The organism is Aquamicrobium sp. NLF2-7 (genome assembly GCF_022359935.1).
GTDB lineage: Bacteria > Pseudomonadota > Alphaproteobacteria > Rhizobiales > Rhizobiaceae > Mesorhizobium > Mesorhizobium lusatiense.
Genome location: NZ_JAKSED010000004.1, coordinates 46,976 through 69,503 on the forward strand (window position 1 = coordinate 46,976; position 22,528 = coordinate 69,503).

The window sequence follows — 22,528 nt, forward strand, 5'->3', positions numbered from 1 at the left end:
GGGCCACGGGGACATTTATACGCGAGATCTGTACCAGCATCCCGATATTCGCCTGGCCATAATCCTGAGATGACTATCCCAGAAAATGGTTCTGCGAGTGCAAATCAAGTACATCGCGCTCCCGGCGTTCCGGCACCATGCGACCGATCTCTGGCGGCGGATGCTTCGGCGGCGCCGGTGTCAGCGAACGAAAAAGTCCTGAACATGTACCGTAAAACCATCCTCGGTCGCGACGACAATCGCATAAGCCTGCTGCTCGAAACTCACCTCATGGGGCCCGCTGAACTTCAGCGCGGTCTGGTGGTTCGTTCCCCGCAAGGTAGTGCAGGGGATGCCGTGCCAACTGCCATGGCTCAAGCGATGGACATGGCCCGCGAAGATGTGACGGACGTTGCCGTGGCGGTCCAGAACTCGCAGTAACGCATCCGGATTGGAGAGCCGGCATTCGTCCAGCGATTCGATGCCGATCGCATGCGGCGGGTGGTGCATGACGAGCAGCGCGTCCCGCGCGCCGGAGAGCTGGCGATCGAGCCATGCCAGCCGCGCGTCGCACAGCGTTCCGGCGACATGGCCCGGCCACAGCGTGTCGAGCAGGATCAGCCGGGTTCCATCGAGATCGGCCGACGAATGGATGAACCCGTCATCCGCTGCAGTATCCGGGAAGGCGGTGAGGAACGCCGCGCGGTCGTCGTGGTTGCCCATCATGAAGCGGTGCGGCGGCATGAGCGTGTCGATCCGCCGGGCCAGCGCCGCGTAGGCGGCAAGCTCGCCGTCATTTGCAAGGTCGCCCGCGAATACGACCAGATCCGCGTCCGGCTGCTCGCGGTTGATCGCGTCGATACAGGCATCGAGACCAGCGAGCGGGTCGAGGCCGTGAACCCGTTCTCCGGGGGTGGCGAGATGAAGGTCGCAGACGATCACCAGTTTCATGCAGGACGCCCTTTCTCGCCTTCGATGAGATCGAGCAGCGGCGCGCGGAGTTGCGGCGCACAGGCGATCACCCTGCCTCCGGCCAGCAGGTCGCTCTCGTCGAGGAAGTCGTTTGCCCAGCCGCCGGCCTCGCGCACGATGCACTGGGCCGCGAGGCAGTCCCATGCATTCATGTGCGGTTCGTAATAAGCGGCGAGGCGGCCGCAGGCGACATGGGCAAGGCTGAGTGCGCCGGAGCCGCTGCGCACGAACATGCCGCCGGCCCCAAGCAGGCGTTCGACGAAGCCCGATATGGCCTGAGGCGGTACGCGCGCATTCGCGCCGACAGATGTCAGGCCATGCTGGAGATCCGTCGCAATGTCGACCGAGATCGGGCGGCCATTGAGGAACGCGCCGTCCCCCGCGGCGGCGGTGAACAGCTCACCGGAGGTGGGGTCGAGTATGAGTCCGGCGGCGGTCTGTTTGTCCTTTAGGAGGGCAAGCGCGACGCACCAGCTGCGAAGGTCGTGCAGGAAGCAGCTGGTTCCGTCGATGGGATCGACGACCCATGTATAATCGGACGCGCCCGGTGTCAGGCCCGTTTCCTCGCCGAGGAAGCCGTCCTCGGGAAACGCGGCAGCGATGCGTTCGCGCACCAGCTTCTCCACCGCACGGTCGGCCTGCGAAACGACATCCTGGCCGTTGGCCTTGATCTCGACCTGCAGCGCCGACAACCGGCCGAAATGGTCCAGCGCGAGCGCGCCGGCATCGCGGATGACGGCGCGGGCGGTTTCGAGGCGTGCCTGGAGAGCGGTGTCGGGTAGCATTTCCTATCCTTTCAGGGCGGCGCTGTCGCGCCGGATGAAGACGGGCTGCAGCTGGACGATCGAGGGCGGGGCGGCCGGATCGGCCAGCCGCCGTTCCATCTGGGCGATCGCCTGGGCAGCCATCTCGTCAGGGTCCTGGCGGAATGTCGCCAGCCGATAGGCATCCCAGGAAGCCTCAGGAATGTCGTCGAAGCCGATGACGGACAGGTCGGATGGCACACCGACGCCGCCGCGCCGCGCCACATCGATCAGGCCGATGGCGATCAGGTCATTGACGCAGAAGATCGCCTGCGGTCGGTGGGGACCGCCGAGCAGGACGGAGCCGGCGGCCTGGCCTCCGGCATAGTCGGCATCGGCTCCCCGCGCCTCGGCCACGCTTGCACCCAGCCGGTGGGCCGCCGCGATAAAGGCGCGCTCACGTTCGACGATACTGGGCGTGGCAGAGGCCGAGCCGGCGAGGCCGAGCCGGGTGTAGCCGCTGCGAACGAACATCGCCGCGGCCTCCGATGCCGCTTCGGCGTTGTCGAGGCGAACGTGATCGCATCCGGGTTCCGACCGCCCGATCATGACGAGCGGCTGGCCGTTTTGACGGGCCAGCTCGACGAAGGACGCTGGCGGCGAGCCCGACAGGATGATGGTCGCCTCCGCGCGGTAGCCGAACAGAGCACTGTGGGCGGCTTCCATTTCCTGCGCGTTGCTGCCGGTATTGATGAGAAAAGGAATATTGCCGCGCCGGATCAGGGCACGGGTGAGTGAAGCCACGAGATGCGCGCGAAATCCAACCTCCGGCCTGGTCACCACCAGCCCGATGAGCCGGCTACGGTTGGCGAGCAACCCGCGCGCGAGGTCGTTGACCTGATAACCGAGTTCGACCGCCGCCTTCATGACCCGCTCGCGGGTCTCCGGTGCGATGCTGGCGCCGGGCGTGAATGCGCGCGACACGGCAGAGCGGGAGACTCCAGCGCGTTTCGCGACCTGCTGGGCGTTGACGAAACCCGGGGCGGTTGGTCGGTCCTGCGTCTTCAATGCCCCACCTTTGAAAGCACGTCGGATTTCAGGAAGCGTTCGACCACCAGCATGAAGCCGACGGACGGGATCAGAAGCAGCAGCGCTGTGATGGAGGCGATCTGGTAGTTGCCACCGGCGCTAGCGGTATAAAGAAGAAGCGGCATCGTGTTCACATCCGGCGCGCCGACGAAGTAGCTGCCTGTGAATTCGTCAAGGGATTCGAGAAACACGAAGATTGCACTGGCCAGCAGGCCGGGAGCCGCCAGCGGCAGCGTCACGTCCCTGAAGGCGCGCAGAGGCCCCGCGCCGATCGAGCGCGCCGCGTCCTCGAGTTCCCGGTCGATGGCGGAGAAGGCGGCAGTCGCGATCCAGACCGCATAGACGAGCCCGTGCGTGACATGCACCAGCACGACGCCGGTGACCGTGCCGTTCAGGCCGATCTGGTAGAACAGGCGCGCGATGTTGACGTAGACCGGCAGGTTCGGGAATGCCTGCGGGATTAGGAAGGCAAGCAGGATCAGCGCGCGAAAGGGCAGCTTCAGCCGCGCCAGCGCATAGCCGGCTGGCACGGCGAGCGCCATCGCGACGAGGACGGTCAGCATCGCCACCACCACGCTGTTGGTAAGCGATTCCATAGCCGTGCCGCGCGGCGAGAACACGCGTGCCCAATAGCTGAAACCGTATTCCAGCGGCAGCGTGTGGGGGAAATACCAGCGCTCGGTGAATGTCCACAGCAAGAGGTTGGTCAGCGGCCCAAAGATGGCGAAGGCGAGAAGACCGAGCACGACGGCGCGCGGTATCCACCACAGGTCGATACGGAACGCCTGGCGAGCGGGAGCGTGGGAGATGGTGCTCATGACCGTTCCCTCATGGTCTGGCGCAGGTAGAACCAGCCGACGCAGGCGGATGCGGCAAGCGAGATGAGTCCGAGCGCGTTGGCCACGCCATAGTCGCCATAGGCGTTGATGCGGAAGGCGATGTCGGCAGTGATCATCGTGGGCGACTGTGCGTTGATCATCAGCGGCACCGACAGCACTGACATCATTGTGACGAAGGAGAGCACGAGCCCCACCATCAGCGTCGTCGCCACCTGCGGCACGACGATCTCGACGAGAATGCGCAACCGGGAGGCGCCAAGATTGCGCGCGGCCTCGATGTTACTGCGGTCCACCGCCGCCATCGCACCGGACACCAGCAGCGCCACGAAAGGCGTCTGTTTCCATACGAAGGCGATGACGATGCCCCGCCAGTCAAGGAAGCTCAAGGCCTGCAACGGGGTGATCAGGCCGATCTCGATCAAGATGTTGTTCATCAGGCCGTTTTTGGCAAGGAACGTTCGCAGGATCTGGCCGACGACGATAAACGGGATGAACAGCGGCCAGCGATAGAGCCAGCGCAGGATGGCGACGGCGCGCGGGTTTTCGCCCAGCACCAGATAGCCGCCAATGGCGACGGACATTACGCCGATGATCGCAGTCGAGAGCGAGACAATCACCACCGTGAAGACGATGTCGGACGTATAGAGCTCGAACGATTTGACGAAATTGCCGAGGCCGAAACCGCCGTCGACCTGAAACGCGCCGACGACCGAGGTGGCGAGCGGCACCACGAATAGAAGCACGATCACCGCCAGCGCGGGCAGCACGAGCAGGAGGCCGAAAAGGCGGGAGGTCGTGGTGTTGGTCATGTCGGTCCCGTGAGATGAGAGCCGCCCGGCGCGTGGCGGGCGGCTCTCATGATTGGTCGGCTCAGTTGGTGACGTGACGCTCGTAGGCTTCGAGGATCGCGTTGTTATAGGGCGCGATCGGGAAAGGCTTGCCGAGCTTGGCCAGATCATCCGGGGTCACGTCGGTGAACAGCTTGTTCCAGGTCGCCTCGTCGAGCTCGGCCTGAACGTGCTGGGCGTCGATGCCCGGATACCAGTTGAAGCGCTTGACGATGCCCTCGGCCTGCACCTTCGGGCTGGTCGCCAGCTCGACAAACTTCTCGGCCAGTTCCTTGTTCGGCGCGTGTTGCGGGATCACGTAGTGCATCGGCTGGCCGGGCATGCCGGGGGTCGGCAGGACCAGCTTGAATTCGGGTGGCAGCTGGCCGTTGGCTTGCCAGGAGTAGAACATGTCCACCCAGACCGGGCCGATGGCGATCTCGCCGCGCGATAGCAGGTCGAGCGTGCCCGCATTGCCCGGCGTCAGCGTCGCGTTGGTGGTGAACTCGGCGAGACTGTCGAAGGCGCCGTCCCATTTGCCGGTTTCTGCTTCCTCGAAGGGGCCGTTCATCAGCTTGTCGGCGTCGCCGTCGCCGAAGGCGTAGATCCAGCCCATCACGAAGCTGACGCCCGACGCGCCGCCCTTGATGCCATTATAACCGAACTGCTTCGGGTTTTCCTTCGCCCAGGCCGCGACTTCCTCGTAGCTCTCTGGCGGGTTGGGCAGCAGCGCCGGGTTGTAGGCAAGCGCCGCCTGGCTGTTATACATGGGCATGACATAGCCCTTGACGTTAGAGCCCAGCGCCATGTCTGCATTGGAACGCGTCACCAGCTTGCCGGTGGCGATGCGGTCGCGATAGGCGCCGAGATAGGCGCCCTCGATCATCGGGCCGACGAACTTCTCATGCACGATGGCGACGTCGGTGTCCCAGATCTGGGCGTTGGCCTGCTTCTGCGCTTCGAAACGCTCGACGATCTTCTGCGAACCCGCATCTCCGGGGCCGGTACCGACCGCGCGGACGGTGTTGCCGGGATTCTGCTCCTCGAAGAGCGGTCCGAGATATTCGTTGATGTAGTCGACCATGTTCTGGTCGCCGGCGGTGAGGACGGTGAGTTCCGCTGCCGAAGCCGGCGCGGATGCAAGGCCGAGAACCAGCGTTGCCTGAAGGACTTTTTTCATCGGGAGTGTCTCCATTGGACAGGTTTCATGCGTGGGATTCTTCCGCGACCCGTACGGCGCCCATCGGGTTCGGGGAACTTTGCGAGGGCGGCGCAATGCGGCCCGGAAAATCGAAGATGAACAGGTTGCGGGCAGGGATGCGGATTCGCACCACCTGACCCTGCGCGTGCGGCTCGGCTGCATCGGCAAGCAGGATGTCGTCGCCCACTCGCACGGAATGCCGCCATGCGCCGCCGGGGTAGCTCGCTGCCTCAACATGGCCGATCAGGTCGAGCGCGTCTTCTGCCAGAGGGGGCGCATCGTGCGCAATCAGTTCCACGCCTTCCGAACGGAAGCGTGCCTCGAACGCGCCGCCAATCAGGCTGCGCCCCTCCAGTGGCAGCACAGCCGGGGCGTTGATGGCGCTTGCTTCAATCGCCACCTTGCCGCCTTTCACCGAACCGTGCAGCGCAACCACATTCTCGGCGCCCATGAAGGCGGCGACGAAGGGCGAGGCTGGACGGTTGAAAACCTCTTCCGGCGTGCCCTGCTGCGCGATCGTGCCGGCATCCATGATGACGATCCGGTCGGCCATGACCATGGCTTCCTCGCGGTCATGGGTGACATGGACGGCTGTGATACCCAGCCGCTTCTGCAGGGCGGTGATGTCGTGCCGGACCTTCAAACGGATGCGGGCGTCGAGGTTCGACAGCGGCTCGTCGAGAAGCAGGATCGCCGGGTCAACGGCGAGCGCGCGGCCGAGCGCGACCCGCTGGCGCTGCCCGCCGGAGAGCGCGCCGGGCTTGCGCTGCCCGAGGCCGGACAGGCCGAGCAGGCCCTGCAGGTCCTCGACGCGCCGGGCGATGTCGGCGCGCGGCAGGCCGCGCAGCTTCAGTCCGTAGCCGATGTTCTGCGCCACCGTCATGTGCGGCCACAGCGCGTAGGACTGGAACACCAATGCCATGCCGCGCCGGTCCGGCGGCATGGTGGTGACGTCGCGTCCGTCGACGCGGATGCTGCCGCTGGACGGCTTCGCAAAGCCGGCGATCGTGCGCAGCAGTGTCGTCTTGCCACAGCCGGAGGCTCCGAGCAGGGCGACGAACTCGCCCTTGCGGATCGACAGGTCGAGCCCCTTCAGGACAGGCGTTGACCCGTAGCCGACCGAAATATCCTCGATGCTGAGAAAGCCGCTTTCGTCCATTTTTCCTGCCTTGCACAGCTGTGCAAAGGCGGTCGCCCGCCTCTTCGATGCGGAACGTTTAGTGGCGTTTCATAACGCCCGGATGACAGGCGGCCGCGCAGAGGCAATGAGAGTGTCATGAAACGTTGGCACACGACCGGCATGACAGAAATCCGCATACGGGGCGCTACGCTGATCGGTCACGTGTGCTGGAAAGCTACCGCCGGGGCCATGACTGCTCGACGTAACCCCCGAGGGGAATACGGTCATGCAGTTCGTACTCTGGGGCGCCCTGATGGTCGATGCCGCCATCCTTCCTCGCCGTGCTCGTCCAGACTGTCCACGGCACGCGTATCCACCTCGGCGAGGACGCAGGCAATGTCCATTCATTCACATGGCTCGAACTGATGGACGCCAGTGAGGGCGGCTGCCGTTTGTCTTGCCGTGCTGGCGTTGATCGCTGCCGAGGGGCGATCTTCCTTCAAAGATCGATGACGTGGCCGGGCCAGGGATTGCGGCCATCGCGCAGCCACATCAGCGTCTCGAGCCAGAAGCCGGCAGCATGGGCGTCATGGAACAGGCCGAAATGACCGATGGCATCGCAGCCATAATCCTCTGGGCGTAGCAGGACCGCCGTTCGTTCGGCGCCGGTGTAGTAACCGAGCGTGCGGCGGATGGCGGCCGGTGTTCCAAGTTCGTCATCGGAGACGGCCACCGCCAGGATCGGCGCCGTGACGCCCGACATGCGCTCCAGTGCGCCCTGCCGCTCGGCGCGCGGATGGCTCCTCTCGAAACGCGACTTGCGAAAGCTCCATTCATGAGCGACGCCGGCCGGCAGATCTTCCAGCCAGCCCAGTCTGCGGCCGGGGAAATAGCCGCAGGCGAAGGTCAGCGCCGGCATCGCCACATGCCATTTGAGGAACAGGCGTAATCGACGCTGTGCGGCGTAGTCGCCCCACCAGGCATATTGCGCGCCGACGGTCAGCATGCGCTCGATCCGATTAGTACTTTCGGCAAGACCCGGCAGGAACCCGCCAATGCTGTGCCCGACTACGAGCAGCCTATCGCCTCGGCCTTGCTGCTCGACGAACCTGACGGCAGCCTCGAAATCCCGCTCACCCCAGTCGCGCCAGCGATAGCCGCACCCCTTCATCTGATCGGGCCGCGACAGGCCGATGCCGCGATAGTCGTAGGTGAGCACGTCAAACCCATGCCCGGCGAGGAAGCGGGCATAGCGATGGTAGTAGCGCGCCAGCACGCCCGTGGCGGGATTGACGATAACGGTGCCAATGGAATCGACGTTGCTCGCCTGCCAAAAATGGCCTCCGAGCCGCACCCCGTCAGAGCTGGAAAACTCGACCGGTTGCTCCTCGATCGCCGTGAGATGCGATGAAAAGTTGCTAATGCCGCCATGTTAGGTGCGGCGGCGGATTGAGTATACTCACTGGTCGGTATACATTCATGTATAACCAGAGCTAATGTCCCTACACGCGAGCGCATCATCGAAGCAGCCGGCAAGCTCTTCCACGCCGAGGGAATCCGCGCCGTCAGCGTCGACGCCGTTGCCGAAAAGGCGGGGCTGACCAAGCGGACGCTCTATTACCATTTCCGTAGCAAAGACGACCTGATCGCGGCGTATCTGGAAACGCGCGACCAGCCGAATCTGGCGCTGTTCCAGCGCTGGTTCGCCGAGACGGAGGGCACGACAGCCGACAAGGTGCAAGGCATCTTCCGACAGCTTGCCGCCTCTGCTCAGCATCCCAGATGGAAGGGGTGCGGCTTCTTGCGGACCTCTAACGCCGGACCAAGCGCGGCGACTTGCGCGCCAAATCCTCCTCCTGCTTGATGGTGCATTCGCCGTGGTGCTGCTACATCGAGACGCGAGCTATATGGAGAGTGCTGGCGAGGCGGCGGCGCAATTGGTCCGAGGTTAGCGCGAAACCCTCTGCCAAACTTTACACATTGCGAAGCGTAGCAGATATTTCCACCGATCTCTCGATGGGCCTCCGTTCGACTTCGATCAGGATCTGGTACTCGACACCAACAAATTCGTACGAAACCCGACCACACCGATATCGTGGATGAAAAATCTGCGATTGCCGAATCCGATCGGCGTCAACGACCAGCAATGGCTGATGACGCACACCGCTACCACGGCAGGTTCTGCCGGGGGCTGGGTCATGGTGAAGGTTGCGGAGAACACGCACGAAGCAGTCCGTCCGCGCTGGAACCCGGCGCCTACTTCGGGTCGCAAGGCCCGGAAATCCGCCATGTTGGGATTGGCGGCGACTGGCTGAACGTCGAGACCAGCCCCGCTCCCATCTGTGAGCGGGGCCGTCAGCCGGCTATGACGAACTGTCCCCCCAGCCTCTCGGAGATATTTTCCGGAGGTTGCGTCTCGGTCACGAAGACAAGGGATTTCGCGCCGGCCGCGAAACGCACCACGGCGGATTTACGGAATTTCGAGCTGTCGCCGACGATGAGCGTATGACTGGACTGGTCCATCGCGGCCTGCTTCACCGCAACCTTTTCGAGATCGTAATCCATCAGCGCGCCGTCCCGGTCGATGCCGGAAAAACCGATCACCGCATAGTCGAAGCGGAACCGTGCGAGCATGGACAGGGTGGTTTCGCCGGCGACCGATCCGTCCAGGCCGCGCACGAAGCCGCCCAGCACGAAAAGATCGATGCCCGACCGGCCCGAAAGGATACTCGCTGCGGCCAGACTTGCGGTGAAGACACGCAGCCGCTGCTTCTCCCTCAAGGCATGAGCCACAGCCTCGACAGTGGTGCCGACATCGAGAAAGACCACGCTGCCTTCCGGGATAAGCAAGGCTGCTCGCGCGGCGATGCGCTGCTTCGCGTCGGTCGCGAGGGTGCGTTTTTCCGCATAGTCCATGCGAGCCGACGTCTCGCGAACGCCGACGCCGCCGTGGAAACGTTGCAGGAGGCCTGCGCCGTCGAGCCTGATTATGTCGCGCCGCACGCTCTGGGTGGAGACGCCAAAATCCCGCGCCAGCGTGTCGATCGTCGCAAAACCCTGTTGGGTCACAATCTCGACGATCCGCGCCTGCCGTTCGGTGATCTTGTCCTTTGCTTGTGCATCCATCCGTCGGGTCCTCAGCCGGGCACTTCACAATATGTAAGATATCTTCCATATTCTGCGTCCGCAAGATATGCCCTGTGACAAGAGGAGAACAATCGTGAACACGCAGTTTTTGTGGTCGGCGTCCGCAACGACGCTTTTCGGGCCGGCCGGTCGCTTCGATGCCTGGTCGCTGGCCTGGAAGCCGGCGCAGGCACCTGCAGACGCGCATGAGGTCTCGCCTCTGGAAGCCCTCGGCGCGATCGCCGTCAATGGCGGGATGCGGCGCGTCCCGGTCGGCATCATCGGCCCGAAGCTCGCAACCGACGACGAACTCGCGATAGCGGAACGCCTCGGCGGCGAACTCGCCCGCCTTGGCCTGCAATTGCTGTGCGGCGGCAAGAACGGCGTCATGGAAGCCGCCTGCAAGGGCTGCTTTGAAGCTGGGGGCATGCCGATCGGGCTGCTGCCCGACGAGGAGTGGACCGCAGCCAACGACTATGTGACGATCCCCATCCCGACCGGCATCGGCCCGGCGCGCAACGCCATCATCGCGCGCGGCTGCCAGATACTCATCGCCATCGGTGGCGGGCACGGCACTTTGTCGGAAATGGCCCTGGGGCTGCATTTCAATCGCCCGGTGCTGGCGCTCGGAAACGCGCCTGCGGTCGAGGGCGCGACGCTGTGCGCCAGCGCCGACGAGGCGCTGGAGCGGATGGCGGCGCACATTCTGCGCTCCCCGAGCGCCGATTTGTCATAAATCTATCATCCATGCCGTGTAGGGGAAGAGTGTGATCAATATCTTCCATTCCGGGGTCACTGGACCCGGGGACCAAGTCGCGTGCTACTTGTCACTGTCTTCTATCTGATCTTCCTTGCCGCGCCGATCCTGCTGCTGTTCGTGGGGTCATTCGGCGAGGTGTGGAGCAACACGCTGCTGCCGCAGGGCTTCACGTGGCGCTGGTATCTCGAAATCGCCGGCGATCCGAGTTTCCGGCGCGCCTTCACCACCAGCCTTCAGGTTGTGGCGGCCACCTGCACGCTCAATGTCGTCATCGGGCTGCCGCTCGCCTATGCGATCCACTCGGCCGCCCATCGCGGTGTGCGGTTTGCCGCGCGTCTCGCGGCGCTGATGCCGGTTGCCGCGCCCGAACTGGTGCTCGCCTTCGGCTTCATCCTCGTCTTCTCGTCCGATACGCTGCCATGGCTGGGCAGCTTCTGGCTGCTGGTCGCCGCGCATCTCGTTCTGTCCCTGCCCTACAGCGTCACGACCTTGCTCGCCGACATGGAGCAGATGCGGCTTGCCGACTATGAGGGGGTGGCCGCATCGCTCGGCGCGGGCTTTTTCCAGCGTGCCCGCGACGTGATCGTGCCGCTGCTGGGCGCCAGCCTCACATCGTCGCTGCTGACGGTGGCGGCGCTGTCGATCGGGGAATTCCAGATTTCCAACCTGATTTCAGGGTTTCTGTCGCGGCCCTATCCGGTGGTTCTGCTGCAGGCATTTTACGGGGCGACCGGTTTCGCATGCGCGGCCACGGTCGTGCTGCTGGTTCTGGCGGCACTGGCGTCCATCGCCAGTTCCCTGACCGCGCGCGCGGCGGCAGGCGGGAGGACCGGCTGATGCTTCATCTCGACAATGTCTCGTTTCGATATCCGGATGCTGCGGCCGGCGTGCTCGACGTGTCCCTGGAAGTAAAGCCGGGCGAACTCGTCGCCGTAATCGGCGCTTCCGGCTCCGGCAAGACGACGCTGCTCAACCTGCTTGCCGGCTTTCTTGCGCCCGGCGAAGGACGCGTGGTCATCGACGGCGAGGATGTTTCGGCGCTGCCGCCGGAACGGCGCAACCTCGGCATCGTCTTTCAGTCCTACGGCCTCTTCCCGCACATGCGTGCATGGGAGAACGTCGCCTATCCGCTGAAGGTGCGGGGCGTGAGTCCTGCCGAACGCCAGGCGCGGGCGCGCGACGCCCTTCAGCGTGTCGGCATGGCAAATCGCGCCGACAATGGGCCGCGCGAACTTTCGGGCGGCCAGCAGCAGCGCGTCGCGCTCGCCCGTGCGCTGGTCTTCGAACCGCGCGGGCTGCTTCTCGACGAGCCGCTTTCGGCGCTCGACGCCAATCTGCGCGTCGAGATGCGTGACGAGATCCTGCGCGTGCAGCGGGCCGCCGGCATCGCCACGCTGCTGGTGACGCACGATCAGGAGGAGGCGCTGTCGATCGCCGACCGGGTCGCCGTGATGCGCGACGGCAGGCTGGTTCAGATCGCGCCGCCGCGCGAGCTCTACGACGCGCCCGCCGATGAGGAGACCGCCCGTTTCGTCGGCGAGGCCAATCTGTGGCGCGGCGCCGTTGTAGCCCCCGGCCGCGTCAGCACACCCGTCGGCATCCTCGCCTGCGACACGCAGGGCCGCGAAACGGGCTCGGCCGTCGTCGTGCTGGTGCGTCCCGAAAACGTCGTTCCGCTGGCCGGCGCTGGCGACAAAACCCCGAACGCCTTCACCGGCTCCGTCGTCGCCGACCGCTTCCTCGGTTCGGCCCGTCGCCTCGACCTTGCCGTCGCCGATGGCTCGATCCGCCTGGAAACCCGAATTCGCGATGCCATTGGCGGCGTCGCGATCCCGCCGGAGGCAATCCGGCTGCTCTCGCCTACCAATCAAGTCCAGTGACAAAGAGGAAATCGCAATGAACAGGCAATTCGGTATCGGCGCAGCCTTAGTGGCGGCATCGCTGATCGCCTTCCCGGCCTCGGCCTTCGAAGGCCCGGAACTCTACGAGGGCGAGCAGGCCCTTTACGACGCAGCGGTGAAAGAGGGGATGGTCGTCTCCTTCGACACCGGCCCGACCTGGGCCAACTGGGCCGCGCAGTTCAAGGCGTTCCAGACCCGCTATCCCGGCGTTGAGATGGTCTATAACGACCTCGGCTCGGCGGCCACGGTGGTGGCCCTCGACAAGGCGAAGAACCGCCCACAGGCCGACACGGCCTATTATTTTGCCGCCTCCGCGCTCGACGCGGCCGCCAAGGGCGTCGTCGAAGACTTCGATCCGGTCAATTTCGACAAGCTGCCCGAGCCCTTCCGCCACGAAAGCGGCCAGTGGTTCACCATCCACACGCTCAACGTCGCGTTTTTGGTTAACACCAAGCTTGTGGAAAACGTCCCGGAGAGTTGGGCCGATCTGCTGAAGCCCGAATACAAGAACGCGATCGTCTATCAGGACCCGCGCTCGACCGGGCAGGGTCAGGTGGTGGCCTTCGCGGCCGCCTTCGGCAATGGCGGCGACATGGACAACGTCCAGCCCGGCATCGACTATCTGGGGGAGCTGACCAAGGCCGGCAACGTGCTACGCACGGTCGGCACCACGCCCTACGCGCAGTTCCTCAAGGGCGAGATCCCGATCTGGATCGGCTACGAGAATGACGGCCTCAAGGCCAAGCACCTCGACGGCATGGGCGACGACATTGCCGTGGTGATGCCGGCGGAAGCATCGGCCGCCGCGCCCTACGCTATCTCGCTGGTCAAGAACGGCCCGAACCCGAATGCCGGCAAGCTTTGGCTCAACTTCGTCATGACGGAGATGGGGCAAGGCATCTTCGCCGAGGGCTTCGTCCGTCCGTCCGTGCCGGGCGTCGTGCTGCCTGAAAGCGTCGCCGACAAGCTGCCGGACGCGCCACAGCTCCAGCCGATCGACATCGTCAAGGCAACCGCCAGGAAGGCCGAGATCGACGCCGGCTGGGCCAAGGCCGTCCTCGGCCAGTAAGCCCACAAGACGAAAAGGCTCGCGGGGACAGGCTCCGCGAGCCGGACGTTGAGAAAGAACACGCGATGTCCGTCCGCACGCCCGCCGCGATCACCGCCTCGTTCACATTGCCCGGCGCAGTGGTGTTCGCGCTGTTCTTCCTCCTGCCACTCGCCGTGGTTCTGGCGGAAGCGATGAACGATGGCGGCTCGGCCTTTTCGCGCGTGTGGAACGACCCGGTCTTCTGGAACGGCCTTCGCGGCAGTATCGTCCTCGGCATCGCAGCGCCGTTCTTCTCGTTGCTGATCGGCGTGCCAGTCGCGATCACGCTGGCGCGGCTGTCGCCCCAGATGCGCACTTCGCTGCTGATCGCCATCTCGCTGCCGCTGACCTTTTCCGGCCTCATCGTCGCCTACGGCTTCATCCTGCTGCTCGGCCGCGTCGGTTTCGTGACGTTGCTGCTGGCCGAGGTCGGTTTCGACCCCGCGGTGGTCGGCGGCTTCATCTTTTCTCCGATCGGGCTCGGCGTCGCCTATTCCTATTATCTGGTGCCGCGCGTGGTGCTGATCGTGCTTCCCGCGGTGCGCAATTTCGACGCCGTGCAGCTTCGCGCGGCGCGTTCGCTCGGCGCCGGCCCGCTGCGTGTGCTGGCCGATATCCTCGTGCCGCTGATCATGCCGTCTCTGGTCGCGGCCTTCTGCCTGACATCCGCTGTCGCCGTCGGGGCCTATGGCACGGCGCTCGCGCTGGTCGGCACGCAGGTCAACATCCTGCCGCTCATCCTTTACAGCAAGATCTCGGAGACCGGCACCGACCTGCCGTCCGCTGCGGTGATCTCTATCGTTCTCATGGCAATCTGCGGCTGCGTCATTGCACTGGGAGAAGCGGTATTCAGCAGGTCGACGCGCAGGCGATAGCCGCACGGCGATCCTGATCGCCAGCCTCGAGTTTACGAGATTCTCTAGAAGTGCTTGTGTCGAGTCCTTGCTCGTCTCACCCGGAGCATCCGGACCATGTTCGGCGCGGTCTTCGGGTGCTCGGCGGGGGGCATCCGCGATATTGGAGAATGATTGTCGTCGCTCGGCGGACGCGGAGCCGGATCAATAGCGCTGTCTTCGAGGAACTGGGCTGATAGGCAATGCGGCTCTTTCCCAGGCAACGGTGAATGGGGTTCGTGGATCTACCTCATGCCCCTTCAGGTAACCTGCCTCGCCCCGGATAGTCATCCGGCAGGAGGAAAGGGTAAGGGCCTGGCGCTCTTTCCACATTTACGGCATGCGTGGCGAAGTCGCCATTCGCGAACCGGTGCAGAAGGAAGCCGGGGGGTTCCAGTACGAATGCGGAAGGGCCATCCGGACGCAAATCCAGCGCGACCTGGTGACCGACTGAAGGCGCGATCTGGCACAGGGCGCCACCGAACATCTGCTGGATCGATCGGTGCACATGCCCGCACAATACACGACGGATGTGGCGATTGGCGGCGACGATGCGCTCCAGGTCTCTTGCCTCATCGAGAAGCCGGGTTTCATCCATGTGGGAGATTCCGGTTTCGAACGGAGGATGGTGCAGCATGACCAATGTCGGAGTCGAAGGAGAAGCTGCCAGTTCTTCCTGCAGAAATGCTATGGTTTCAGGCGCTAACTCGCCGTGACTTTCGCCGGCGACGAGACTGTCGAGGCCGATGATGCGAATGGGGCCACGGTCGACGGCGAAGTTCAGGGGGCCCGCTTCCGCTGTGTAGCCGCTGGCGGCGAATGTGCGTCGGAAGGGCTCCCGCCGGTCATGATTACCTGGCACCGCGTAGACAGGGAAGGGCAGGCGCGAAAACAGTTCCGCGACGATTTCATATTCCTCATCCAAACCGCAGTCGGTGAGGTCTCCCGTTACGAGAACGCAGTCGGGTTGTGGGTCGAGCCGCAGCAAGGCATGGATTGCCTGTTCGGCATAGAGATTGGTTTCGGAGACGCCATAGGCGAGTTGGCCTTTGGGACGAATGTGCAGGTCGGAGATTTGTGCGATAAGCATGTCAGGCGTTCGCCTTGAATTCGATGATTGCGTCACGGTCGATCTCGAAGCCGACGATCTGATCCGGCGTGAAGGCGAGGCTGGAGGGAAGATCGAGCTGTAGCTGACGCCCCGGCGTCACCTCTGCCACCAGCCGCTGCGTTGGTCCGAAGAACGTCGAAGCAAGGACGCGGGCCTTTACAGTCGCTGATCCGTTGGCCAGCCGTGCCGCTTCGGGACGGAAGCAGAGCACCGTTGAGCGGTCAGGCCCACCGACTTCCAATGAGGCGCCAGTGTTTTCCCCCTTCAGAGAAAGAACGCCGCCTACCACTTCTCCGTTGATCCTGTTCATCGTCCCGACAAAATCGGCGACGAAATCATTGGCCGGTCGATGGTAGATCTCGCGCGGCACGTCGATCTGGACGATGCGTCCGCGCTCCATAACGGCGATACGATCGCCGATGGCCATTGCTTCGGCCTGATCATGGGTGACATAGACGGCAGTGATGCCGAACTCGCGCAGGAGCAAGCCGATCTCGACGCGCAGCCGTTCGCGCAGAACCGCGTCGAGCGCAGCCAGCGGCTCGTCCAGCAGCAACACCCTTGGCTTGATGGCCAGAGCGCGGGCCAACGCCGTTCGCTGTCGCTGGCCGCCGGAGATGGCCGAGATGCGACGATCGGCGAGCTCCGCCAATCCGACCAGTTCGAGAAGTCGCTGCGTCTCTGCTCGCCGTATGGCGACAGGGATCTTCCGGACCTTCAGCCCATAGGCAACGTTCTCAGCGACCGTCATGTTGGGAAACAATGCATAGGACTGGAAGACCATGCCGACATTGCGCTTTTCGATCGTCACGCCGCTGACGTCTTCGCCATCGAAACGGATCATGTCCGGTCCGTCGGGCTGCTCGAGACCGGCGATGAGGCGCAGAAGCGTAGTCTTGCCGCAGCCTGACGGTCCGAGAAGGACGAGGATCTGCCCGGCCGGTATTTCGAGGTCAGTCGCCTGCAGGACTCTATTCCCGTTGAAGGTCTTGGTCAGGGCACGGGTGGTGATGGATGAACCGCTGCGGGCGGGGTTGGTGGTTGTCGTGTTCATGATTTTTTCCGGTTCTCGGTAAGGTCCGCGACCAGCTGCACGCCGATCAGCAGGGGGATCACCATGATGAGGAAGACGAGGGTATATGCGGAAGCGACCTCAAGCCGCATCGAGGCGTAGGCATCCGCGAGACCCACGGGCAGGGTCTTGGTCATCGGCGTGTGCATCATCCAGGTCAGATTGAATTCGCCGATGGAGAGTGTCAGCACCGTCAGCGCGCCGGCGACGATACCAGGCCGAACATTGGGCAGGATCACGTCGATGAAGCGCCGCCAAGCGGGCGAACCGAGGCTGGCGGCCCCTTCGTCCAGCGTGCGCCAGTCGATCGTCTCGAGAACGGCAATGACCGAACGCATCATAAAGGGCAGTGTGAACAGCACATGGCCGACAACCACGAAAAGCGTCGACTGTCGGAAGGCGCCGGCGCCGCCATAGGTCAGGATCATCGCGAGTGCGAGCGCGAGACCAGGTACAGCGACCGGCAGGGTGACAATTTCTTCGACGGTGCGAGCGAAGCGCCCCCCGTGGCGCACCAACGCATAAGCGCCCGGAACGCCGATCAGAAGCGTGAGGACGAGCGTCAGTAATGCGACAATGAGGCTGCGCCAGACCGTATCGGAGTAGAGGTCCCAGACCTGTCGCACCCAGTCGAGCGTGAAACCGGCGGAAACACCACGGGAGTAGTTCACGGTCAGCCCGGCATAGACGGAGACCAGGACCGGGACGATCAGAAACAGGGTGAGGAGCGCAGTGATTGCGATCCCCGCTGTCGTTGTCCATTGGCGAGCCATATCAGCTTCCCTTCACATCGCGCATGGCGCGGCTTCGGGCGATGGCCAGCGTCGCCCAGGTAATGAGCCCGAGAGCGATGGAAATCGCCGCGGCCATGCTGGCATTGGTGGCGAGGGTGAACTCGGTATAGATGAGCATCGGGATCACATCGACATTGGTCGCGAGGGTGAAGGCTGTGCCGAAGGCACCCATGGCGGTTGCGAAGCAAAGCGCGCCGCCCGTGTACATCGCCGGGAACAGGGCCGGCAGCACTACGTCGCGTTGGATTGCAAGCGGGCGGGCGCCAAGAGAACGCGCAGCCTCGACCAGTGCAGGATCGAGCTTCTCGGCCGCCGCAAGGATAGTCAGGAGTACGCGCGGAACCGAAAAGTAGAGATAGCCGAGGAACAGACCGAACAGCGAATAGGCGAAGACAACGTTGGTCCCGGTAAGGCTTTTCGTGACGCTGCCGACGAGGCCGAGCCGGCCGCCGAACAGGATGATCAGAAAGCCGACCACCACGCCCGGAAAGGCTAGCGGAAAGGTCAGCATCGAAAGCAGCAATCCACGACCGGGAAACTGCCTGTTGGCCAGTGTCTGGGCGGCAATGGTTGCAACGGTGAGCGTCGCGACAGTGGTCAGAACGGACAAGACCAACGTCACGATCAGGCTGTTGCGGAAACGAGCTTCGGTAAGAATTACCAAGAAGCCGGCAATGCCTTGCGGGCCGCTTCCGGCCTCCAGCGTCAGGCGCGCCAGTGGCAAGATCAGGAAGGCCAGCGTGAAGATCGCCAGCGGCAGTATCAGTAGTAAGTCAAAGCGCCTGCTGTTCACGGCCGCCTCCGCTGCGTTGGGTGAGGGTGGCCGGGAGAGGCTCCCTCCCGGCCTTTGTTGCGGTTCAGCGAACTTCGTTCAGATAGCGCTGGGAGAAGCCGGCCTGTGCAGCCTGTGCCTCGGCCCAGTCGACGGCGACCGCGCGGTCATATTCGCTCTGTGGCAGGAAGCGTTCCGCCACCTCTGCCGGCATTTCGACCGGCAGTGCCGGGCGCAGATAGGCGCTGCTCCAGAAGAGCTGCCCCTTATCCGAGAGCAGATAGTTCAACACCTTCTCGGCAGTCTCCCTGTGCGGGGCCCCCTTAACCAGCGTCATGACATAAGGAAAGCTGACGGAACCTTCGCAAGGCAGAACGAACTCGAACTTGCCGTCCTCGTTGTACTTCGCGCGATAGGCGTTGAAGTCGTAGTCCATCAGGATCGGGATCTCACCCGAAACGGTGCGGGCATAGGAGGTCTGCTTGGCGACGATGGCGCCATTGGCGGCAAGCGCTTTCAGATAGTCGATCGCCGGATTGAAATTCTCCAGCGACCCGCCAAGCGCAGTGTTGATCGCGACAGCCGAGCCGAAGCCGACGGCGGCGGATGTCGGATCGAGATAGCCGACGAGGCCATTGTACTCGGGCTTCTTCAAATCCGCCCAGCAAGCCGGCACAGGTGTATCGCCAAGCGCATCCACGTTGACGAACAGGCCGAGCGTACCCTGATGCACTGCCCACCAACGGCCTTCGGGATGCTTGAGGCCTACGGGGATCTCGTCGAAACGCTCAGGCTTCCACGCCTCGACCAGATCCTGCTTCGCAGCGGAAATGCCGGCATTAACGCCGAGATAGGCGATGTCAGCGACCGGGCTTGCTTTCTCGGCGATGATCTGGGCGATGGCCTGGCCAGAGTTCTTGTTGTCGCCGGGAATGCTGATGTCGAGATCGGTCTTGATCTGGTTCAGCATCTCGCCCCAGTTCGCCCATTCGGGCGGGCAATTGTAGCAAATGGCGTCCTGAGCCTGCGCCTGCAGAGGCACAAGGGTTAGAACGGAAATGGCGACGGCGATGCCGCTGGAGACAATTCGGGATTTCATGATTTCGGGTTCCTTTTCGTGGAGAAGGAGGCGGATCGATCGCGCTGACGAGGAGGCGCAATCGAATCCCCTGCTTGGGGGATAAAGTCTGGACGCAGCTGTTGCGGGGCCTTGTGCCCGGTCGCCATGTCCAGCAGCAACGAGGCAGCGAGCGTTCCCATGACCTGGGACGGCTGCCGGATCGTATGAAGGCGGGGGTGAATGTGGCGCGCGAAGTCGATGCCATCGAAACCGGTGACCGAAACGTCTTCGGGAACCGAAAGTCCTGCCCGGCGCAGCGACGCGATCACCGTTACTGCCAGAAGATCGTTCGAGGCCATGATGGCCGTAGGCTGCCACTCCACCATGACCTCGGTCAGATCGATGTCCCGGCTCGCGTCGATGAAGTCGACCTCAATCGGCGGGGCGGGTGAGAGGCCCGCTGCAAGCATCGCGTCGCGATAGCCGGCATATCGACTGGCCGAACGATCGGAAGAAATGAACTTACCGGCGAGGAACAGGATGTGGCGATGCCCAAGCGCCACCAATTCGTCGGCCATCTGGCGAATGGCGGCGCGATTGTCGACCTGGACTGCGGCGACGCCTTGGGGCGTGTCCTCGTTGTATATGGTGACGACCGGCAGCTCGGCCTTGCGCAGACGTTGCAAAGCAAGGCTGGAGCTCGGATCGCAAACCGTCATGATCATGCCGATCGGTCGCTCGGCGATCAGCGTGGCGGCAATGGCTTCTTCCTGGGCTGGATCGTAATTGGACTGGCCAAGGATGGTGAACATGCCGGCGCTGCGCGCCCGCTGCTCGATCCCCGCTACGGCCGCTGCAAACACCGGGTTGGTCAGGCTCGGGATGAGAATACTGATGACCGGCCGCGTTTCGGGAAAGGCGCGGGCGAGCGGAAAGCCGAGCTCAAGTGCCGCCGCCACGACGCGCTTGCGCATCTCCTCGCTGACAGGACCATGTCCGGTGACCACACGGCTCACGGTAGCGATCGAGCAACCTGCCCGCCCCGCGACGTCCCGTATCGTGGTATCCGCTGAATTCACCGTCCGCCCTCGCATCAGATCGGTCGATGTCGACCGGTCTCTGTAAGGGCTGAACTAGCAGACCAAGTTATGAGCTGGATGACGGTGTTTCAGTCGTTTTCAGTGGCTCCAGCCGGCCTTTGGCATGCCTTCGACGACGTGTTGACGTCAGCTCAACGCATACAAAAACGTCTGAACGATCCCCAGACCTAGGGTGAGGGAACCGGTAACGTCGATAACATCTAGCCGAAACATTCGCCACAACCTGCGCTTGACGATTGGGGCTGGCATCATCAATGTCGGCCATCTTGCAGGGGAACGGGACAAGGGGGTGTTCAATGCAGGTTCGAATGCTGCTCGGGGTGCTGGCGATCATGGCGACGGCGGGTGCGGCCGCAGCGCAATCGGTGCTCGACGAGATTGAGGCATCGATCGATGGCCGCGCATCCGAACTCGAACGCGTTGAGAAACTCTTGTCGGATTCAGATCCGAAGCGGCGGATCGCCGCGATGGAAGCGATCCTCAAGACGGGCGACCCGGCCTTCGTGCGCAAGGCCAGGGAAGTCGGCCTGTTCTCCGCCGACCCGCAGCTGCGTCAGATCGCGGTGAAGGCGATTTTCGATGCCGGCGGTCCTTTTCGCATCGACACCGCCCCCCCGACTAAGGATTCGACGAATATCATTGAATTCGTTGTCAATCACAGCGGCAGTGTCGACGCCAATGGCGGCGGCACCATCCAGTTCGTGCTGACCGGCGACTACAGTGCGGAGCACCGCTGCTGGACGAATAGACGTGGCAACTGCTCTCTGCGTCAGACGGGAGATGTCATTCATCTGACCGACTGGACCAACGGCACCGGCAGCTTCACGCTCGACGATTCCGGCGTCCTTCAGGGCACGCTGCTTTATGCCCGCCATGGAAAGCCGGTCGATGCCCGCATCCCGCTCTACGAATAGATCATCTGACGACGACGCGGTCGAGCCGAACGGGAAGGTCCGGTCGCCATGCGTTGTCGATGCTGATCCGGAGCCTTCTGGCGAACTGGCCGCCGCCCGAGCCGATGCTCAGTTCTCCAAGCGGAGACATGTCGCCTGCGCCGAAGGTGCGCCAGCGCCGCTGCGTGCCCTGCGAACTGTCCAGTTCAATGCGCACGGCCTTGGGTGATGAGGAGGCGTCATCGGGCTGCGAGGCCAGCTCAATCCGGCTCACCACGACAGCTTTCTCACCGGGAGTTTCGAGTTCGATCTCGATCTCGAGCGGTCGGCCGAGAGGCGGAAGCAGCAGCGGGCCGGAACCTGTCAGTATATTGCTGCACGCCGCTTCCGGGCTGACGGGTTCCGCCGAGCAGCCGATATCGGCGATCGGCAGCCCCTCGGCGGCGTCCGGGCCGTTCCCGTCCGATCTCAAGGGTGGCGCGGCCACGTCCTCGCGGGGAGACCGGCCGGAGAGAAGCCTGCGGGTGCGGTCGGCGATGGCGTCTGCCCGAAGCGCGATGCCGGTCATTGGGTCCGGCGCCTCGATCATCATCGCGATGGGGATGTCGTCGACGAACAGGAAGCTGCCGCTGGTCCCCTGATAAAGAGGCGCCTCGTCGTCCTCCACCCGGATGCGCAGCGTGTCATACAGGATTTCGGTGATGGCGACCGGAGTGCGGGTGATCTGGCCGGATGTCTGCACGCGGACGAGGGACGCCCTGGTGGCGCCGTCGAGGATGGTGTCGACCGGCCGGTCGAGATCGGCATAGTCTTCGCGGCAGCGTCCCTGAAGGTCACCCCTGACATAGGCCACGGCAAGGTCGGTTCCGGGAGCGAAGGACTGGAAGACGGTGGCTTCCCCCCCGACAAGAGGGGCGCCCAGGCTGAGGCTGAGACGCGAGCTGCGCCCGCGCACATGATCGGGGATCAGCAGATAGCAATTTCCGCGATGAGTGACGATCAGCCCTTGCCCTTCGCCGCGATTGACCGAAACGGATTCGGAAAACGCCGGGTGCAGGGGGGCGAGCAGGGCCGTCGATGCCGCCAAGCATGCCAGCATGATGCGTTTGAGCAATCGGGAAGGGGACGGCCGGGCCGGGTCGACGAAATACCGCATAGGTGCTAGACAATAGTGACCATCAGGGAC

Annotated in this window: 23 protein-coding genes and 1 pseudogene; 8 read left to right on the plus strand and 16 right to left on the minus strand. The window is 63.7% G+C overall.

From position 1 onward, the window contains the following. Positions 1 to 180 precede the first annotated feature (180 nt). From MIC97_RS20405 to MIC97_RS20440, 8 genes are all read right to left on the minus strand, one after another. Positions 181 to 930, minus strand: a complete 750-nt coding sequence (locus MIC97_RS20405) for a phosphodiesterase (protein WP_239801803.1) — start codon at positions 928 to 930, stop codon at positions 181 to 183. After that, positions 927 to 1,736, minus strand: a complete 810-nt coding sequence (locus MIC97_RS20410; RefSeq protein WP_239801804.1) for an inositol monophosphatase — start codon at positions 1,734 to 1,736, stop codon at positions 927 to 929. The genes MIC97_RS20405 and MIC97_RS20410 overlap by 4 nt, the downstream gene beginning before the upstream one ends. 3 nt (positions 1,737 to 1,739) lie before the next feature. Beyond that, positions 1,740 to 2,762, minus strand: coding sequence for a LacI family DNA-binding transcriptional regulator (locus MIC97_RS20415; RefSeq protein ID WP_239801805.1), 1,023 nt, complete (start codon positions 2,760 to 2,762; stop codon positions 1,740 to 1,742). Continuing rightward, positions 2,759 to 3,601: an ABC transporter permease gene (locus tag MIC97_RS20420; protein WP_239801806.1), complete on the minus strand. Its 843-nt coding sequence runs from the start codon at positions 3,599 to 3,601 to the stop codon at positions 2,759 to 2,761. The genes MIC97_RS20415 and MIC97_RS20420 overlap by 4 nt, the downstream gene beginning before the upstream one ends. Further along, a complete protein-coding gene (locus tag MIC97_RS20425) occupies positions 3,598 to 4,431 on the minus strand; it encodes an ABC transporter permease subunit (RefSeq protein WP_239801807.1) in 834 nt (277 codons plus the stop codon). The genes MIC97_RS20420 and MIC97_RS20425 overlap by 4 nt, the downstream gene beginning before the upstream one ends. Before the next feature lie 61 nt (positions 4,432 to 4,492). Continuing rightward, entirely contained in the window at positions 4,493 to 5,629 is a 1,137-nt protein-coding gene (locus tag MIC97_RS20430) for an extracellular solute-binding protein (protein WP_239801808.1), read from the minus strand. 25 nt (positions 5,630 to 5,654) lie between these two features. Further along, on the minus strand, positions 5,655 to 6,809 hold the full coding sequence (locus tag MIC97_RS20435; RefSeq protein WP_239801809.1) for an ABC transporter ATP-binding protein: 1,155 nt from the start codon (positions 6,807 to 6,809) through the stop codon (positions 5,655 to 5,657). 460 nt (positions 6,810 to 7,269) lie between these two features. Further along, the gene (locus tag MIC97_RS20440) at positions 7,270 to 8,163 is read right to left on the minus strand and encodes an alpha/beta fold hydrolase (RefSeq protein ID WP_239801912.1); all 894 of its coding nucleotides are present in this window, start codon (positions 8,161 to 8,163) and stop codon (positions 7,270 to 7,272) included. Positions 8,164 to 8,253: 90 nt separating this feature from the next. Between MIC97_RS20440 and MIC97_RS20445 the strand changes: the two are divergent. Both MIC97_RS20445 and MIC97_RS20450 read left to right on the plus strand, forming a co-directional pair. Continuing rightward, a pseudogene (locus MIC97_RS20445) lies at positions 8,254 to 8,722 on the plus strand (helix-turn-helix domain-containing protein). Positions 8,723 to 8,869: 147 nt separating this feature from the next. Next, positions 8,870 to 9,085, plus strand: a complete 216-nt coding sequence (locus MIC97_RS20450) for a hypothetical protein (protein ID WP_239801810.1) — start codon at positions 8,870 to 8,872, stop codon at positions 9,083 to 9,085. Positions 9,086 to 9,125: 40 nt separating this feature from the next. On the opposite strand, the gene MIC97_RS20455 is transcribed toward MIC97_RS20450, so the two are convergent. After that, complete coding sequence (locus tag MIC97_RS20455) at positions 9,126 to 9,896, minus strand: DeoR/GlpR family DNA-binding transcription regulator (protein WP_239801811.1); 771 nt, start codon at positions 9,894 to 9,896, stop codon at positions 9,126 to 9,128. A 94-nt stretch (positions 9,897 to 9,990) separates the two neighbouring features. Here MIC97_RS20455 and MIC97_RS20460 point away from each other — a divergent pair, with 94 nt between their 5' ends. From MIC97_RS20460 to MIC97_RS20480, 5 genes are all read left to right on the plus strand, one after another. Continuing rightward, positions 9,991 to 10,632: a TIGR00725 family protein gene (locus tag MIC97_RS20460; protein WP_239801812.1), complete on the plus strand. Its 642-nt coding sequence runs from the start codon at positions 9,991 to 9,993 to the stop codon at positions 10,630 to 10,632. Positions 10,633 to 10,713: 81 nt separating this feature from the next. Beyond that, entirely contained in the window at positions 10,714 to 11,493 is a 780-nt protein-coding gene (locus tag MIC97_RS20465; RefSeq protein ID WP_239801813.1) for an ABC transporter permease subunit, read from the plus strand. Next, the gene (locus tag MIC97_RS20470; RefSeq protein WP_239801814.1) at positions 11,493 to 12,536 is read left to right on the plus strand and encodes an ABC transporter ATP-binding protein; all 1,044 of its coding nucleotides are present in this window, start codon (positions 11,493 to 11,495) and stop codon (positions 12,534 to 12,536) included. The genes MIC97_RS20465 and MIC97_RS20470 overlap by 1 nt, the downstream gene beginning before the upstream one ends. A gap of 16 nt (positions 12,537 to 12,552) precedes the next feature. Beyond that, complete coding sequence (locus tag MIC97_RS20475) at positions 12,553 to 13,626, plus strand: extracellular solute-binding protein (RefSeq protein ID WP_239801815.1); 1,074 nt, start codon at positions 12,553 to 12,555, stop codon at positions 13,624 to 13,626. Positions 13,627 to 13,691: 65 nt separating this feature from the next. Next, positions 13,692 to 14,522: an ABC transporter permease subunit gene (locus MIC97_RS20480; RefSeq protein WP_239801816.1), complete on the plus strand. Its 831-nt coding sequence runs from the start codon at positions 13,692 to 13,694 to the stop codon at positions 14,520 to 14,522. Positions 14,523 to 14,790: 268 nt separating this feature from the next. Here the strand turns inward: MIC97_RS20480 and MIC97_RS20485 are convergent, their stop codons facing one another. From MIC97_RS20485 to MIC97_RS20510, 6 genes are all read right to left on the minus strand, one after another. Continuing rightward, positions 14,791 to 15,630 carry a phosphodiesterase gene (locus tag MIC97_RS20485; RefSeq protein WP_239801817.1) on the minus strand — a complete coding sequence of 280 codons (840 nt, stop codon included), beginning with the start codon at positions 15,628 to 15,630 and terminating at the stop codon, positions 14,791 to 14,793. Position 15,631: 1 nt separating this feature from the next. Then, entirely contained in the window at positions 15,632 to 16,705 is a 1,074-nt protein-coding gene (locus MIC97_RS20490) for an ABC transporter ATP-binding protein (protein ID WP_239801818.1), read from the minus strand. Further along, the gene (locus tag MIC97_RS20495) at positions 16,702 to 17,496 is read right to left on the minus strand and encodes an ABC transporter permease subunit (RefSeq protein WP_239801819.1); all 795 of its coding nucleotides are present in this window, start codon (positions 17,494 to 17,496) and stop codon (positions 16,702 to 16,704) included. The genes MIC97_RS20490 and MIC97_RS20495 overlap by 4 nt, the downstream gene beginning before the upstream one ends. Position 17,497: 1 nt before the next feature. Continuing rightward, a complete protein-coding gene (locus MIC97_RS20500) occupies positions 17,498 to 18,310 on the minus strand; it encodes an ABC transporter permease subunit (RefSeq protein ID WP_239801820.1) in 813 nt (270 codons plus the stop codon). Positions 18,311 to 18,374: 64 nt separating this feature from the next. After that, a complete protein-coding gene (locus MIC97_RS20505; RefSeq protein ID WP_239801821.1) occupies positions 18,375 to 19,388 on the minus strand; it encodes an extracellular solute-binding protein in 1,014 nt (337 codons plus the stop codon). Continuing rightward, positions 19,385 to 20,443 carry a substrate-binding domain-containing protein gene (locus MIC97_RS20510; RefSeq protein WP_239801822.1) on the minus strand — a complete coding sequence of 353 codons (1,059 nt, stop codon included), beginning with the start codon at positions 20,441 to 20,443 and terminating at the stop codon, positions 19,385 to 19,387. Before MIC97_RS20510 ends, MIC97_RS20505 begins: the two co-directional genes overlap by 4 nt. A 302-nt stretch (positions 20,444 to 20,745) precedes the next feature. Here MIC97_RS20510 and MIC97_RS20515 point away from each other — a divergent pair, with 302 nt between their 5' ends. Next, entirely contained in the window at positions 20,746 to 21,363 is a 618-nt protein-coding gene (locus MIC97_RS20515) for a HEAT repeat domain-containing protein (protein WP_239801823.1), read from the plus strand. Position 21,364: 1 nt separating this feature from the next. On the opposite strand, the gene MIC97_RS20520 is transcribed toward MIC97_RS20515, so the two are convergent. After that, complete coding sequence (locus tag MIC97_RS20520) at positions 21,365 to 22,429, minus strand: hypothetical protein (RefSeq protein WP_239801824.1); 1,065 nt, start codon at positions 22,427 to 22,429, stop codon at positions 21,365 to 21,367. Between the last annotated feature and the right edge of the window lie 99 nt (positions 22,430 to 22,528).

Bases quoted from the DNA above. Each gene is read 5' to 3' on its own strand.
- MIC97_RS20450 (WP_239801810.1), top strand. From the start codon at position 8,870: ATGAAAAATCTGCGATTGCCGAATCCGATCGGCGTCAACGACCAGCAA.
- MIC97_RS20510 (WP_239801822.1), bottom strand. From the start codon at position 20,443: ATGCGAGGGCGGACGGTGAATTCAGCGGATACCACGATACGGGACGTC.
- MIC97_RS20430 (WP_239801808.1), bottom strand. From the start codon at position 5,629: ATGAAAAAAGTCCTTCAGGCAACGCTGGTTCTCGGCCTTGCATCCGCG.
- MIC97_RS20455 (WP_239801811.1), bottom strand. From the start codon at position 9,896: ATGGATGCACAAGCAAAGGACAAGATCACCGAACGGCAGGCGCGGATC.
- MIC97_RS20410 (WP_239801804.1), bottom strand. From the start codon at position 1,736: ATGCTACCCGACACCGCTCTCCAGGCACGCCTCGAAACCGCCCGCGCC.
- MIC97_RS20480 (WP_239801816.1), top strand. From the start codon at position 13,692: ATGTCCGTCCGCACGCCCGCCGCGATCACCGCCTCGTTCACATTGCCC.
- MIC97_RS20475 (WP_239801815.1), top strand. From the start codon at position 12,553: ATGAACAGGCAATTCGGTATCGGCGCAGCCTTAGTGGCGGCATCGCTG.
- MIC97_RS20490 (WP_239801818.1), bottom strand. From the start codon at position 16,705: ATGAACACGACAACCACCAACCCCGCCCGCAGCGGTTCATCCATCACC.
- MIC97_RS20505 (WP_239801821.1), bottom strand. From the start codon at position 19,388: ATGAAATCCCGAATTGTCTCCAGCGGCATCGCCGTCGCCATTTCCGTT.
- MIC97_RS20435 (WP_239801809.1), bottom strand. From the start codon at position 6,809: ATGGACGAAAGCGGCTTTCTCAGCATCGAGGATATTTCGGTCGGCTAC.
- MIC97_RS20495 (WP_239801819.1), bottom strand. From the start codon at position 17,496: ATGGCTCGCCAATGGACAACGACAGCGGGGATCGCAATCACTGCGCTC.
- MIC97_RS20405 (WP_239801803.1), bottom strand. From the start codon at position 930: ATGAAACTGGTGATCGTCTGCGACCTTCATCTCGCCACCCCCGGAGAA.
- MIC97_RS20420 (WP_239801806.1), bottom strand. From the start codon at position 3,601: ATGAGCACCATCTCCCACGCTCCCGCTCGCCAGGCGTTCCGTATCGAC.
- MIC97_RS20425 (WP_239801807.1), bottom strand. From the start codon at position 4,431: ATGACCAACACCACGACCTCCCGCCTTTTCGGCCTCCTGCTCGTGCTG.
- MIC97_RS20515 (WP_239801823.1), top strand. From the start codon at position 20,746: ATGCAGGTTCGAATGCTGCTCGGGGTGCTGGCGATCATGGCGACGGCG.
- MIC97_RS20485 (WP_239801817.1), bottom strand. From the start codon at position 15,630: ATGCTTATCGCACAAATCTCCGACCTGCACATTCGTCCCAAAGGCCAA.
- MIC97_RS20470 (WP_239801814.1), top strand. From the start codon at position 11,493: ATGCTTCATCTCGACAATGTCTCGTTTCGATATCCGGATGCTGCGGCC.